A 14,770-nucleotide genomic window follows, 5' to 3' on the forward strand; every position below is an offset into this window, starting at 1 on the left:
AGACCCAAGTAGCGGACCACATTCATACAGATATATAAGCTGGACCGGTTCGCTCTTGACTCACTAAGAGAAGCTACCGCTCAGTGTTTGTCGTTGTAGTTGACTCTTCACCTCTCCCCTCACCAAGCCCCACGCCTCGACACCTGACAACCTCAGTCCAAGCGCCAGCAAAGCGCACGTCAGGTCACGAGGCCAGTCACTTATCAATCTACCTGACAGGAAATCACCAACAATGACTGCAATCATGGTCTTCACCGATGGAGCTTGCTCCAACAATGGCAACACCTCTGCCCAAGGCGGCTGGGGAGCTGTTCTCATCAATGCTCAGGGCCAGCGTCTTGAGTTAGCCGGGCCACTGTCTGGAGACAACCAGACCAGCAACAGAGCGGAACTCACGGCAGCAATCGAAGGACTGTCTGCGTTGAAGCGTCCCTCCTCCGTCATCCTCACCACCGACAGCCGCTATGTGGAGCAAGGCTGCAGGCAATGGCTCCCCAAGTGGCAAAACAACGGATGGAAGAGCAGCACCGGAAAACCGGTGAAGAACCAAGACCTATGGCAGCAGATGGCAGAACTGCTAAAGCTGCACACCGTCGAGCTGCGTTGGGTCAGAGGCCATACCGGCCACCCAGAGAACGAAAGAGCGGACACGCTTGCAACGATGGGCGCAGCAGGCAAGCGCATCAGGCGTCGGAGCAAGCCGAAGGCGGCATAGGCAGCAAGCCAAGGGGACACCAAGGCAATGGACAGGGGACGTCCAGACCAACGGGGGACGCAGGCATCTGCTCCCCTGTCGTTTTCTTCAGGCTGCTAATGAGCATTCAAAGACTCTCCAAGGTGATTGCCTCCACTACAGGCAACAGAGTCTCCGGGCGATAGTCCTTACCGTAACGGCTGAAGGTAATACCCTGTGACTGATGACCCAATAACCCTGCAACCAAGGACTCCGCTATCCCCTTCTGCTTGAGGTGGTCAGCTACGGTATGCCTGAAGCTGTGGAAGTCCTTCTTCTCACCCTGCTCTTTGAAGCCCAATGCCTCACGCATCCGAGCGAACCACTTGGAAGGTGCATGTCCGTACCCATGCTTGCTATGCCTGGTCAGCTCTGCGAACACCCTTGAGTGGCCAGCTGCACGCTGCTTCTCGATAAACTCAAGGAATCCCAACGCCCTCAGACGTGGGTGAATCGGCAATAGCCTCTCCGATGCTGGTGTCTTCAACCTCTGGTCTGGTCGTTTGTCCTGAATGTGTAGGCAGGCAATGCCATTCACAGTAACCACATCGTCCAGATACAGCTGACAAAGTTCGTTCAGTCTCGAGCCTGTATAGAGACCCAGCAACGGAAGCCAATACTTGTGCGGCCTATCATCGTTGGCCGAAGCATACGTGTCAGCCTGGAACAGCTTGCGAAGGTCCGCCTCGGTAAACACCGAGCGCTCTTGGCTTACCTTCTTTCTGGTGACCGTCTTCATACCAAGAAAGGGATTCAGAGAGCAGTAATCTGCCTTAACGGCAAAGCTGAATACGCTTGCAAGCCATTTGATGTAGTTGTTGAGCGTGGTCACGCTGATTGTCTTGCCCGCGCGGGGGCTACCCCGTGACAGCTTGCGCCGGGGCTGGCCGCTGGTATGTGGGGGCAGCTTCGCAGCAGCTTGCTTGAACGCCAACGCATCCGCTCTGGTGTAAGCATCTATCGGCCTATCCCCTGCCTGCTCTACAAACAGGGCGACCACAGCAGCCTTATCATCAAGGGACTTGAAGGAGACGCCCTGCGCCTCCTGAAGCGATGCCATTTCGGCTGCGACTTGGGACAACTTCGGAGAGCCTGATCTGGAGACATTCGCAGCATCGCCGCCCCCTTTGGGGCCTTCTCCTACCGCCTTTGCCTCAGTATCCAGCAAACGCTGCTGCCGCAACCATGCGGCCCAGTTGTTACTGCTTTCGCCCGCCCCAGACCATGACCCTTTCAGGGTATCAGGAGACGGAGATTTGCCAGCAACGGCTTTAGCAAAAAGCAGCTGCGCTTTGCACAGCAGCTCATGACTGCGCATTAAGGCTTCACGACGACAGCGGGTATTGAGCGAACGACGAATCTCGCGTCTGCCAATGACCGGACGCAACGATTGCGGCACCACAACACGGCAGTAGAAGACAGAGTGACGGGAAAGCTGGAGATAGGAGGGTAAGGCCTGCATGTACCACCTCTTGTACCACCTGCACAAGAAACAGCAGAAAAGCCTTATAAATCAAATAGATGGAGGCAACCCCACCAGCCACACCCCGGCACACGATATGACCGCTGCGGCTGCTCCCTTCCGGGCCTGACCGGGTTCACGGCTGATCATTGCGAGGGGACCGGTGGGGTCACCATAGCGACCTGAGCATGCTCAGGCCGCGCTATTGTAACGGCTTACGCTCAAGTTACAACCCGAATATCAGGTTTTAAAGCGACCAACCTGTTGCTGCAGGTTGGCAGCCAGGCGAGCCAGCGTGTTGCTAGCATCGCGACTTTCCTGTGAAGACTGGGCAGACTGGTTGGAGAGGTCACGAATGCCGCTGATATTGCGGGCAATATCCTCGGTCGTCTGACTCTGCTCCTCACAGGCGGCCGCAATCTGCGCAGCCATATCGTTGATGCGCATGACCGATGCCGAGGTTTCATTCAGTGATGACTCGGTCGTGCCCGCCTTCTCAACGCTTTGGGCTGCCAGCTCGGCCCCACGCTGCATAACGGAAACAGCTTGCCCCGTGCCACTCTGTAGCTTCTGGATCATCTGCTGAATGTCACGGGTGGAGTCTTGGGTTCTTGCAGCCAGGGCCCTTACCTCGTCGGCCACGACAGCAAAACCGCGACCCTGCTCACCAGCACGAGCAGCCTCAATGGCGGCATTCAGTGCCAGCAGGTTGGTCTGTTCGGCAATCCCCTCAATGACACTCAGTACGCCACCGATCTTGTCGGTATCCTGCTCCAGGTTATTGATCACGCCAGCCGCTTCTTCCACATCGGCCGCCAGGCGGCGCAGATCGTTCATCGTTGCTGACACGACCTCAGACGCAGAGTGCCCCTGACGATCTGCCTCACGAGCCGCATCAGCGGTGCTGTGGGCGTTGTCGGCCACTTCGTGAATGGCGGCACTCATTTCGGTTGCCGCGGTGCTGACCTGATCTACCGCCATGTGCTGCTCGTTGACCAGCTTCTCCTGCCCGGTGGCGATCGCACTCATCTGTTCTGCCGCAGAGGCGACCTGCAAGGTCGAGTCGGCAACGTCGCGAATCAGCGTCTGCAACTGTTCAAGGAAAGCGTTGAACGCTCGGCTCAGAGCGCCCAACTCATCGTTGGAGTGAACAACGACCCGCTGGGTCAGATCCCCTTCACCGTCGGCAATATCCCGAATACGCTGCAGCAACTCACGCAGCGGGTTAGTAATCAGGCCGGGGAAAAACGCAATCATGAGCAAACACACCACAGCGCCAATAGCCAGTACCACCGCAACCCGAGCATGACTGGCCGCGACGTCATCCGCCGCTTCAACCGCTTCAGTTTCAGCCTGCTGATTCATCCGTTCGGTCATCTTGTTGATCAGCTCCCGCGCCTCGCTGAACTGCTCATAACCCTGACCATAACTGATGGCACTGGCTTTGGCCGTATCGCCAGACCGGGCCAGTCGGACATTCTCGAGGGAGGTAGTCTTCCAGATGGCAAACGCCCTGGCAAAGTCCTCCGCCAACGCACGCCCCTCCGGCGTTTTGGTCGCAGCGGCGTAGCGCGCAATGCGGTCGCTGGCCTGCTGCATATTATCGGTGAGCTCGGCATCAAGTCCGGCCGAACTCACGCCCTCGATAATGGCTCGCTCTGCGACGAGTGCCTGATACATGTCGCGGTCAGCCTCAAGCACTAGCGAACTGCGCGGCAACAAATCAGATGAAACACGGACCAGACGCGATTCCACCTTGGACACCGCCCAGATGGCGGAGACCCCAAGCACAGCAAACAGCAGGGCCAGAATCACGATGGGCAGGGTCAGTTTCCAACGGAAACCCAGATCACGGAAAAGACTAAGCATGGCTAGTATTCACTCTTGTCGGCACGGCAGGCAGGACCCTAAATCGAGTCGCGGTTTATCCATGGAGGCAGGCTCGGCGCAGAGAACAGTGCTCCTGCCGACAACAGCCGAAGTGCCTGTATTGGTGCACTTCTTCAACGCTTCCTATATACAAGTATCGACCATAGAGGCCGAACCATTAGCATTTTTTAGTCATTTTTCTCATTAAAAACAAAGCCATTACAAAGGAATCTCAAAATGACATTAATTCGTTTTCGCAAATAGCCACGCACTCATCAGGGGTATATACACCAGCGCGACCAGCGTGCTCAGCAAGGCGGTTCCTGCCACCTGTCTGGGATGGGAGTCGAGCAGCGTTGCGATCACGACGGTATTGGCGGCGATAGGCGTGATGGATATCAACAAAATGGCTTGGTAGACCGCCGTGTCATACAGCTGCAAAACATGGCTATCCAGCCAACAGAAGGCCAAGGCTACCAGCGGCCAACTGATGAACTTGCCGGCCAGCGCCAGCCCGGTAAAACGCAAATCACCGGCCAGACCTTGAAAACTCAAGATGCTCATCCCGATGATCATCATGCCAAACACACTGTAGGCGCCACGCAGATTATCGAACAGAGGCGCGAATGCCTCCGGAATGGATAACCCCGAACTGTTGAGAGCAACCGCCAAGAAGAACGCATAGAGCGACGGCAGGCGCGCGACCTTCAACAGACAGTCCCGGATACCGAAGCGGCCGCGGGCTGCGAGATAGAACCCCACTGAGGTTTCGAACAGGGTAGTACCGAGCATGCAGACAATGTAGATAGCAAGCCCCTGCTCACCAAACAGCAGCAACGCGACGGGAATGCCAAAGTAACCGGTGTTTCCCGTTCCGACCGCGAGCGGGATCATGTTGGCGCCAGCCTCGGGAAACCAGCGCCGTGCAATCTGCAGATGCAGCCAGCCAATCAGGCAGCACAGCGTAAAGGTCAGGAACGGTAACAGGATGACCTCTGGCGACAGCGGCGCACGCATCACACCAGCAAAGACGACCGAAGGCGTGACGATGTACATCATGATACCGGCAATGTGCTTACCACTAGCATCAAGATAACGGCCAGCCAACCAGCCAAGACCGACAGTCACATACAACGGCAATAATTTGTAGAGCAAGGCAAAGGCGGCCAGCATGTCGGCTCCGCAGAAATCAGGCAGGGCGACAGTCTAGCAGCCCGCAGCTACTCAGTCGGCGATCAGATACACCCGCTCAACCAAAGAGCGCATACCCTGGCTGGCAAACACCGCATGGTCGGCAAGCACATCGGATTCCTCTAGCAGCTGAATATCGCAGCCAGCGTACAAGCGACGCACCTCTGCATCAGACACGCTGAAGGGCGGCCCCGGCCGCTGCTCCTGGGGATAGTCGAGCGTCACTAGCAGCATTCGCCAGCCTCGCGGCAAAAGGGCACGCTGATGCGCCACATAAAGCGCTCGCATCTCCGCCGGCAAGGCGATCAGCGCCGCCCGGTCATAGACAGCTCTGATGCCCACCAACTGATCAGGGCGGAGCGCAAAGAAGTCGCCGCAGAACAGCTCAAAACCGGCGCCCTCGGCAACGTCGAACTCACCCGCCTGACGCCAGGAGAGGTTCAGGTGGTGTTCGGCGGAAAAGGCCTCAAGCGCGCTGCGAGCCAGCTCTACTCCGACTACAGGATGACCCTGGCTGCGGAGCCACAGCAGGTCCAGTGATTTACCGCACAAAGGAACCCAAACCGGCTCAGCATTGTTCAGCTCAAGACGCGGCCACCAGCGCTGCAACAACGGATTGGTTGAAGCCTTGTGAAACCCGATTTCTCCACGCTGCCAGCGTGTCTGCCAGAACTCTGCGTCCATCCTGCCTCCCAAACTTTGCAATACGTTGACTATACAGCAATTTTTTTACCGCTCCGGGGCAGAAACGATATAGTGGAAGCGTTCCGCCCATCCTCCCGAGCTGCTCTTCATGGATTACATCAACACCCTGTTTCTGATCGGCGCCGTATTACTCTGCTTCAGCGTGCTGGCCAGTTCGCTGTCGTCGCGTCTGGGCATCCCGCTGCTGCTGATCTTCCTGATCATCGGCATGCTGGCCGGGGTGGATGGAATCGGTCGCATTCAGTTCGAGGACGCCAACACCGCATTTCTGATCGGCAGCCTTGCATTGGCAATCATCCTGTTGGACGGCGGGATGCGCACACGGGTCGAAAATTTCCGGGTAGGTCTGTGGCCCGCGGTATCGCTGGCCAGCTTTGGTGTCCTGATCAGTGCCGCGCTGACCGGTGCATTGACTGCCTGGCTGCTGGAGCTGCACTGGCTGCAGGGCTTGCTGCTCGGTGCCATTGTCGGCTCCACCGATGCCGCTGCCGTGTTTTCGCTGCTGCAGGGCAAGAGGTTGAACCTCAAGCAACGTGTCGGTGCCACACTGGAGATCGAATCCGGCTCGAACGATCCCATGGCGATTTTCCTGACCATTACCCTGGTCGAAATGCTCGCCAGCGGTCAGACCAGTTTCAATTGGTCCTTTGCCCTGCTGCTGATTGAGCAGTTCGGCATCGGCGCGCTTTGCGGCCTCGCCGGGGGCTTCGCCCTGGTCTGGCTGGTCAATCGGGTGACCTTGCCCGCCGGCCTGTATCCGCTACTGATCACCAGTGGCGCCATCATGGTGTTTGCCGCCACCAACAAGATTGGTGGCAGCGGCTTTCTCGCGATCTATCTGACCGGTCTGGTCCTCGGCAACAAGCGGGTGCGTAACCTGCAGAACATCCTGCAGGTTCAGGATGGTATGGCCTGGCTCAGTCAAATCGGCATGTTCCTCATGCTGGGTCTGCTGGTGACGCCGAGCGAGATGGTCATCATCGCCCTGCCAGCCGTGCTGATCGCGTTGTTCCTGATCTTCATCGCGCGCCCGATTGCGGTAATGATCTGCCTGATTCCGTTTGTGTTTTCCTGGCGTGAGCGACTGTTCATTGCCTGGGTGGGTCTGCGCGGCGCGGTGCCGATCATCCTCGCTATCTTCCCGCTGCTGGCCGGCCTGGAGCAGGCGCAGCTGCTGTTCAATCTGGCCTTCGTCGTGGTACTGGTATCGCTGCTGCTGCAAGGCTCCTCGCTGCCACTGGCCGCGCGGCTGTGCAAGGTTGAGATTCCGCCACAGCCAGAGCCGTTGCAACGCACCAGCCTGGATACCGCGATTGAGGGCGACTTCGAACTGCTGATCTATCAGCTCGATAACGCGAACTGGTGCGTTGGCGTAGCACTGCGCGATCTGAAAATGCCGGACGATACCCGCATTGCCGCACTGTTTCGCGGCAACCATTTGCTACACCCTACCGGCAGCACACAGCTGGCGCTGGGCGACGTCCTCTGCGTGGTCGGACGCCCGCGCGATCTGCCGGCGCTGTCCAAACTGTTCAGTAAGGCGCAACCACCACGCTACCTGGAAAACCGCAGCTTCTTCGGTGACTTCATTCTGGAAGGCGAAGCCACCCTTGGTGACGTCGGCAAGTTCTACGGCTTCGCCGTGCCGGAAGACATGCGCGAGCAGAGCCTGGCTGCCTTCTTCAGCCGCCAGTTCGGTGGCCATCCGGTGGTTGGTGACCAGATTGAGTGGGAGGGCCACACCTGGGTGGTCGCGGCAATGGACAACGACTGGATCCTCAAGGTAGGTCTGAAACTCGGCGCGGGAACCAGCCCACCCTTCGGATTCTGAGCGGCTGACAACAGGGCTTGACTCTGACATCGTGTCAGGGTTGAGGATAGATGCACCTGATCCGTAATGGAGCCGCCCCATGTCTGAATTTACCCTGCACATCAGTGGCATGCACTGCGCCAGCTGCGTTGGTAGGGTTGAAGCTGCGCTCGCCGATGTCGCTGGCGTCGAGCAGGTTGCCGTCAACCTTGCAGCAGAAACCGCCCGTATTCGGATTGCCGCACCCGCAACCCTGATCAGCGCCGAGCAGGCACTCGAGCAGGCTGGATACCCTGCCCGAACCCAGGAAGCCCAATTGCAGTTGCAGGGGCTGACGTGTGCAGGCTGCGTGCGCCGCACCGAACAGGCGCTCCTGGCCGTCGACGGTGTACTCTCTGCGCAGGTCAACCTGGCAAGCCAGCAAGCCCGCGTACAGATACTCGACGGCACCGACCAGGACAACATACTCCGTGCCTTGCGCGAAGTCGGCTATCCCGGACACTGGCTGGACGATGAACAGCCAGCCACTGACAGCGGCCCCGATCTGCGGGGTGAGCGCCGCTGGCTGATTGGCGCCGCGTTGCTTACTGCCCCCATGCTGTTGGGCATGATCCCGGCACTGCTGGGTGCCAGTCACTGGATGCTGCCGGGCTGGTTACAGCTGATTCTGGCCAGTCTGGTGCAATTCGTCTTTGGTGCCCGTTTCTATCAGGGCGCCTGGCACGCCCTGCGCAACCGCAGTGCCAACATGGATCTGCTGGTCGTGCTCGGCACCAGTGCCGGCTGGCTGCTCAGCAGCTGGAACCTGTTTACCAGCGGCGGCCACTCGCCTCACCTTTACTATGAAGCCTCGGCGACCATCGTTACCTTCATCCTGCTCGGACGCTATCTGGAAACCCGTGCCAAGGGCCAGACACTTGAGGCAATCAGAGCCTTGACCTCACTGCGTCCCGACGTGGCGCGACTGCGTGACGCCGACGGCGAGCGGGAAGTCCCGTTGAGTCAGGTCATCCCCGGAGACCAACTGATCGTGCGTGCCGGCGAGCGTATTCCGGTCGACGCCGAGGTGCTTGAGGGCAACAGCCACGTTGACGAATCCATGCTGACCGGTGAGAGCCTGCCGGTCGACCGCAGCCCCGGCGATTCGGTCCGTGCGGGCAGCCTGAATCAGGACGGTCTGCTGGTGATTCGCACCGACGCAGTCGGCAAGGACACCCTGCTCGCCCAGATCGTACGCATGGTGGAAAACGCACAAAGCTCCAAGGCCCCGATACAGCGGCTGGTAGACCGTGTGGCGGCAGTATTCGTGCCGACGGTGATCGTCATTGCCCTGCTCACCTGGGCCATTGGCAGCCTGCTGATCGGCCCGCAAGCGGCTCTACTGAATGCCATCGCGGTATTGGTCATCGCCTGTCCCTGTGCACTGGGCCTGGCCACACCCACGGCGATCATGGTTGGCACCGGGGTCGCTGCGCGGCATGGCATCCTGATCCGTGACGCCGAAGCCCTCGAACGAGCACGCCTGGTCAATGCCGTGGTATTCGACAAAACCGGCACACTGACCCGCGGCAAACCCAGCCTGACGCACATCGAAGCCGTAAACAGCGCCAATTCCGAACAGGTGCTGCGCGTCGCCCTGGCGATTCAGCAACAGGCCGAGCACCCGCTGGCCCGCGCGGTCTGTGACTACGCTGCCGAGCGGGGCGTACGCGTCGACGCCGCGCAAAACCTGCAGGTACTCGCCGGACGCGGTGCACGCGGCCAGATCAATGGCCAGACCACCTGGCTGGGCAACGCCCGCCTGATGGAAGAACAGGGGCTGGACCTGTCGCCTTACACGGAGCAGGCTCAAGCCTTACAGGCAGACGGAGCCAGCCTGTCGTGGCTGGCTCAGGGTGACCAAGTGCTAGGCATGCTCACCTTCGCCGATAGTCTGAAGGACAATGCAGCGCAGACCGTAGCCCGGCTCCAGCGCCAGGGCATTGAGACCCTGCTGATCAGCGGCGACAGCCAGAACGCCGCCGACCACATCGGCCGCCAGCTGGGCATTGATCAGGTCCGTGGCAATGTACTGCCGGCCGATAAGGTGGGTGAAATCGAACAGTTGCAACAGCAGGGTAAGATCGTCGCCATGATCGGTGACGGCATCAACGACGCCCCGGCGCTGACCCGCGCCGATGTGGGCATGGCGATGTCGACCGGCACCGACGTGGCGATGCACAGCGCCGGTATTACCCTGATGCGCGGTGACCCGGCACTGGTGCCGATGGCGCTGGCCCTCTCGCGGCGTACCGGCAACAAGATTCGCCAGAACCTGTTCTGGGCCTTTGTCTACAACTGTCTGGGCATTCCACTGGCCGCCGCCGGCCTGCTCAACCCGATGATTGCCGGCGCGATGATGGCGGCAAGCAGCGTCTGCGTGGTCAGCAACGCGCTGCTGCTCAAACGCTGGAAGCCGGAGGACGCATGAATATCAGTCAGGCCGCAGAGACCAGTGGGCTCAGCCCGCGGATGATTCGACACTACGAAAAAATCGGCCTGCTGCCGGCGCCACCGCGCAGCGAGGGCGGCTACCGCCAATACAACGAGCGCGACCTGCACACCCTGGGCTTCATTCAGCGCGCGCGTCGGCTTGGCTTCAGCATGGAGCAGATCCACCGACTGCTGCAGCTCTGGCAGGACCGGTCACGCACCAGCGCCGAGGTCAAGGCGCTGACCGCCGAGCATCTTCGGGAACTTGAAGATAAAATACGCGACCTCCAGGCCATGCGTGATACCTTGGCCCGGCTGGCCAGCTGCTGCAATGGTGACGACCGACCGGATTGTCCGATCATCCACTCACTGGCCAATGACTGAATCAGCTATCGAGGAAGCTGCATGGAGCTGAAATCGCTGCGCCACTTTGTGGCACTGGTAGAGCATCAGGGCTTCGCCCGCGCTGGCGAAGCAATTGGCCTGAGCCAACCTGCCCTGAGTCGCAGCATTCAGAACCTGGAGCAACGCCTTGGCTGCGAGCTGGTGAGCCGCTCTGGCAAAGGTATCGAGCTCACGCCTCAGGGCGAGCTGGTGCTGGAACACGCACGCAGGCTGATCGCTGGCAGCACGGCCATGCGCAATGCGCTGCGTCAATTCAATAACCTGGAAGCCGGTGAGCTGCTGATCGGTGGCGGCCCCTTCCCGGCTGCCGGTCTGCTGCCGCGGGTGTTGGCCGCGTTCAATAGCCGCCATCCCGGCGTCAAGGTTCGGCTTGAGGTGCAGCACTGGGTGGCCCTGCGAGAGCAGCTACTGGAGGAAACGCTGGAGTTGTTTGTCGCCGATATCCGAGAGCTGCAGAACGACCCGCTGCTGAAGGTAACCCCGCTGCAGCAGCAGCCCAGCCGCCTATTCTGCCGGGCCGGTCACCCGCTGGCCAATCGCAGCGATCTGACCCCTGCATTGCTGGCGCAGTACCCGTTGGCCTGTTTTCGGGTACCCGATGCCCTCTTGCTGGACCTGCGTCGAACCCTGCCACGCGACGATCCGCAGATCAGTCTCGAATGCGACAACCTCGATGTGCTGAAACGAATGGTCCAGCATTGCGACGCACTGAGCATCGGCAGCCAGGATACCCTGCAGGATGAAGTGGCTGCTGGCACACTCGTTCTGCTGGACTGGCCGGACCTGATGCCGGGCACCAGCTTCGGCCTGGTAACCCGGGCCCACGGGCCGCTGTCACCGGCGGCCGAGGCCTTTATTGAGCTGTTGCAGGTTAACGCAGCAGATTGAACAGGTTCAGGCTACTAACTTTCACAAAACTCTGCTGAGACGCCTCCAGGACCACCGACTGCAAACTGAGGCGGCTGAGCGCTTCGGCATAATCCAGATCTTCCAGCTGCGAGGTGACGGTCGTGTTGATCAGGGCGACTTCCTCATTCTCGTTCAAGGTAGACTCGATCACGTTCATTCGCGCGCCAATAGTGGTCTGCACACTCAACACGTTGTTGACCGCGTTATCCATGTTTTCCAGCGTCACGCCAATCAGATCACGACGTGCCAGTTTGCCCTCGGTCGTCATATCACCGTTATTCAGGTTGTCTCGCAATAGCGCAACGGTTTCCAGGATACTGCGGGACTCGCGATTGGTGCTGGTGGGACTACTGTCACCGGTGGTGATAGTAAAGCTGTCACCCGCTGCGGGCACGCCATCGAGGGTTACGACAACGCCCGCATAGCGCACGGTATAGCCACCTTCGTCGCCTGGCTCAAGGTCACCAGTCACCGGCGGCACCATCGGGTTACCCCCACTGTCAACGATTTCGTAGGTGTCACCAGCAGCGCCAATAACAATGCCGACGCTGCCTTGGGGATAGAATGTGGAGTCGTACTCGCTCTTGTTCTCCACTACGCCGAGTGAGATACGTCCCGTGCCCGTATTTGCAGCATCAGCGGCGGTATTCACGCGATTGACATTGGCAATATTGACGAACAGGTCCTTGCCGTTGTCGTTGATCGCTACCTGTTTGGAGCCGGCTATCTGCACCGAGCGCTGCCCTTCATCACCTTGATAGCTATAGGTGCCATCGGCGTTCTTTACGAAAGGCGGCTCGCTACTTTGATAGCCACCAAACAGGTACTCGCCACGGGCATTACGGCTGTTGAAGAGATTAAACAGCTCCTCTTCGCGCTGCTCCAGTTCAGTGCCAAGCGCGGCCAGGTCCTCCGGCGTCTTGGAGCCGTCACCCGCCTCAATGGCGATTTCCCGAATACGCCCCATGGCATTGTTGACCGAATTGAGGGTGCTCTCTTCCTGGACCAGGCTGTTATTGGCTGCCGTCATGTTGGTGCTGTACTGCCCCAGGCGGTTCGACTCCTGGCTTAGTTGCAGCAGACGCACCGTGGCCACCGGATCATCGGCAGGGGTCAGAATGCGCTTGCCGGAACTAATCTGTTCCTGAGTGCGGGTAGCATTGCTGTAGTTGTCAGAAATACCACGCACGCCGCTGTTGAACTGCTGAATAGTTGAAATGCGCATGGAAGGCTACCCGTTATCTAATGGTGCTGATCAAGGTGTCAAAAATGGTGCGCGCCACCTGAATGATCTGAGCCGAGGCATTGTAATACTGCTCAAACCTGATCAGGTTGGCGGCTTCCTCATCCAGACTCACCGCCGATACCGAATTGCGGTTGTTGGTTGCCTGCACCAGCACCGATTCGCTGGACTTTGCCTCCGTGCGCGCCTGGGCCGTGTAAGTGGCAACCCGCTGGACCAGATCGCCGTAACCATCGACAAAGGAAAACCCCTCTGCCCCATTGGCCTGGCCCAGTACCTTGGCGCTCTGCAGCTCGGACATGACCTGCGCATTGCGGTTATCGGCAACACCGGTATTGAAGTTGAGACTGAAGTTGTCACCATCCTTCGGAGTACCGGTCAGACTCATGCTGAACGTATAGGCACCAACGGTGACTTCGACACTGTTGCTCTGGCCAGGGGTAACGACCAGTGGCGACGGGTTCAGCGTTGCGGTACCGCCAGTCACCTGCAGCTCACCGGAGGCGGCGTCGTAACTCAGCTCGACCGGCAGCAGGCCTTGCAGGGCAGCCGGATCAATCGGCGCCGGGCCATTGATCAGCGTCGGCTGACTCATGGTGCCGGTACCGCGGTTATCCAGGTTAGTGTCAACCGAAGCCGGCGCGGCAAAGGCCAGCTCCTGCGGTTGATCCATAACCACTTCCATGCCCGCTGCAGCAAAGCGCGTTGGCGTCAGCAGGAAACGGTCACCGGCCGCGATGCCGCCGCTGTCCAGCTCGACGGTGAAACCATCCAGCTCCGGCGGCGGAACGCTGGTCAGGTCATACGGCCCGGTGACGCTATCGTCAGAGGTGCGCCGCACGGTGAACTCGGTGGCACTAGTAAACACCACTTCATAGTCAGAGGTGCTCAGCTGAGAGGTGTCACTAACCAGCACATTCAGCTTGGCATTCGGATCGCTGTTGTTGGCTCTTGCCCGGCTGCGCCCTTCGACCAGCTCGGCACTGTTGATGTCATTGAACAGCCCAGAACCGGCATTGCCGTTCAGGTCTAGCCCCTGCCCCTGCTGTTCATTGAGCTCGCTGGCAATCGACAGCGCCAGCCGGCCGATGGCATTCATCGCCGGATCCAGCACATCATCACGGTACTTGATCAGGCCGCCCAGCTCACCGCCGCTGATCAGCGAGGTGACGTCCTGGGTCGAATTACCGCTAGTGAGTACGATCTCGACGCGAGACGGATCAGAAGCACCCGTCCGGGCCGATAGCCTCGACGCTTCATTGCCGACGACCAGAGGCTGGCCGGAGCCGACAAAGATATTGACTGAGTTGTCGCCCTGCGGAACAACCGTGATACCTACCAGCTCACTCAACTGGCGCACCGCCTCATCACGGGCGTCCAGCAAATCATTGGGCTCTGCCCCGTTTGAGGCAGCAACAGCAATACTGTCGTTGTACTCGGCAATGGAGGTCGCCAGACGGCTGGCCTGATCCGCCAAGGTACCGACCTGCTGACTGATGAACTGGTTCTGGCTAGCAAGACTGCTCTGCACTGTATTGAAGCGAGACGCCAGCCCTTCGGCCTGCGACAACACCAGCTGACGGGCTGGCAGGTTAGCCGGGTCCTCGATCGCCGTCTGCAAGGCGTCAAAATAACTTTGCAGGCCCGGCGTGATCCCCGTGGCGCTGCTGGAAACCAGGGTGTTGAGCTGCTCTAGCTGCGACTGGAATGCCTTGACCTCAGAGTTGGTCGAGGTGGCCGTACGCACCTGATTCGTCAAAAACTGGTTATAGATCCGCTGGACATCAACCACCTTGGTGCCGTTACCGATATACCCTGCACCAGTGAAGCTGGGAACCTGCGTCGACTGCAACGCCGACTGACGGGTGTAGCCCGGCGTGTTGACGTTGGTAATGTTCTGACCGGTCACCGCCAGCTGAGTCTGCGATGCTTTCAGGCCAGTCAGTCCGATACCGAAGAGATCTGCCATGA

Annotated in this window: 11 protein-coding genes and 1 other RNA gene; 5 read left to right on the top strand and 7 right to left on the bottom strand. The window is 59.4% G+C overall.

Annotation, left to right across the window (positions count from 1 at the left end; genetic code table 11):
* Positions 1-232 precede the first annotated feature (232 nt).
* Positions 233-715, top strand: a complete 483-nt coding sequence (gene rnhA / locus C1949_RS17755) for a ribonuclease HI (RefSeq protein ID WP_104739757.1) — start codon at positions 233-235, stop codon at positions 713-715.
* 106 nt (positions 716-821) lie between these two features.
* Here rnhA and C1949_RS17760 read toward each other — a convergent pair whose 3' ends face one another.
* From C1949_RS17760 to C1949_RS17780, 5 genes are all read right to left on the bottom strand, one after another.
* Positions 822-2,195 (bottom strand): site-specific integrase, encoded by a 1,374-nt coding sequence (locus C1949_RS17760; protein ID WP_104739758.1) that lies wholly within the window; start codon positions 2,193-2,195, stop codon positions 822-824.
* A gap of 69 nt (positions 2,196-2,264) precedes the next feature.
* An RNA gene (gene ffs, locus C1949_RS17765) (signal recognition particle sRNA small type) lies at positions 2,265-2,361 on the bottom strand.
* Between the two features lie 74 nt (positions 2,362-2,435).
* On the bottom strand, positions 2,436-4,064 hold the full coding sequence (locus tag C1949_RS17770; RefSeq protein WP_104739759.1) for a methyl-accepting chemotaxis protein: 1,629 nt from the start codon (positions 4,062-4,064) through the stop codon (positions 2,436-2,438).
* A 243-nt stretch (positions 4,065-4,307) separates the two neighbouring features.
* Complete coding sequence (locus tag C1949_RS17775; RefSeq protein WP_104739760.1) at positions 4,308-5,237, bottom strand: AEC family transporter; 930 nt, start codon at positions 5,235-5,237, stop codon at positions 4,308-4,310.
* Positions 5,238-5,288: 51 nt separating this feature from the next.
* Positions 5,289-5,939: a thiopurine S-methyltransferase gene (locus C1949_RS17780; RefSeq protein ID WP_104739761.1), complete on the bottom strand. Its 651-nt coding sequence runs from the start codon at positions 5,937-5,939 to the stop codon at positions 5,289-5,291.
* Between the two features lie 109 nt (positions 5,940-6,048).
* Between C1949_RS17780 and C1949_RS17785 the strand changes: the two genes are divergently transcribed.
* The 4 genes from C1949_RS17785 to C1949_RS17800 all read left to right on the top strand — a co-directional run bounded on the left by C1949_RS17785 (position 6,049) and on the right by C1949_RS17800 (position 11,535).
* Positions 6,049-7,791, top strand: coding sequence for a potassium/proton antiporter (locus tag C1949_RS17785; RefSeq protein ID WP_104739762.1), 1,743 nt, complete (start codon positions 6,049-6,051; stop codon positions 7,789-7,791).
* A gap of 79 nt (positions 7,792-7,870) precedes the next feature.
* Positions 7,871-10,240, top strand: coding sequence for a heavy metal translocating P-type ATPase (locus C1949_RS17790; protein WP_104739763.1), 2,370 nt, complete (start codon positions 7,871-7,873; stop codon positions 10,238-10,240).
* Positions 10,237-10,626 carry a Cu(I)-responsive transcriptional regulator gene (gene cueR, locus C1949_RS17795; protein ID WP_104739764.1) on the top strand — a complete coding sequence of 130 codons (390 nt, stop codon included), beginning with the start codon at positions 10,237-10,239 and terminating at the stop codon, positions 10,624-10,626. Before C1949_RS17790 ends, cueR begins: the two co-directional genes overlap by 4 nt.
* A 21-nt stretch (positions 10,627-10,647) precedes the next feature.
* On the top strand, positions 10,648-11,535 hold the full coding sequence (locus C1949_RS17800) for a LysR family transcriptional regulator (RefSeq protein WP_104739765.1): 888 nt from the start codon (positions 10,648-10,650) through the stop codon (positions 11,533-11,535).
* Here the strand turns inward: C1949_RS17800 and flgL are convergent.
* Both flgL and flgK read right to left on the bottom strand, forming a co-directional pair.
* Positions 11,519-12,781 carry a flagellar hook-associated protein FlgL gene (flgL, locus tag C1949_RS17805; RefSeq protein WP_104739766.1) on the bottom strand — a complete coding sequence of 421 codons (1,263 nt, stop codon included), beginning with the start codon at positions 12,779-12,781 and terminating at the stop codon, positions 11,519-11,521. The genes C1949_RS17800 and flgL overlap by 17 nt on opposite strands.
* A gap of 13 nt (positions 12,782-12,794) precedes the next feature.
* Positions 12,795-14,768: a flagellar hook-associated protein FlgK gene (gene flgK, locus C1949_RS17810; protein ID WP_104739767.1), complete on the bottom strand. Its 1,974-nt coding sequence runs from the start codon at positions 14,766-14,768 to the stop codon at positions 12,795-12,797.
* Positions 14,769-14,770 lie beyond the last annotated feature (2 nt).

The sequence above is a fragment of the Halopseudomonas oceani genome (genome assembly GCF_002903165.1).
Classification (GTDB): Bacteria; Pseudomonadota; Gammaproteobacteria; order Pseudomonadales; family Pseudomonadaceae; genus Halopseudomonas; species Halopseudomonas oceani.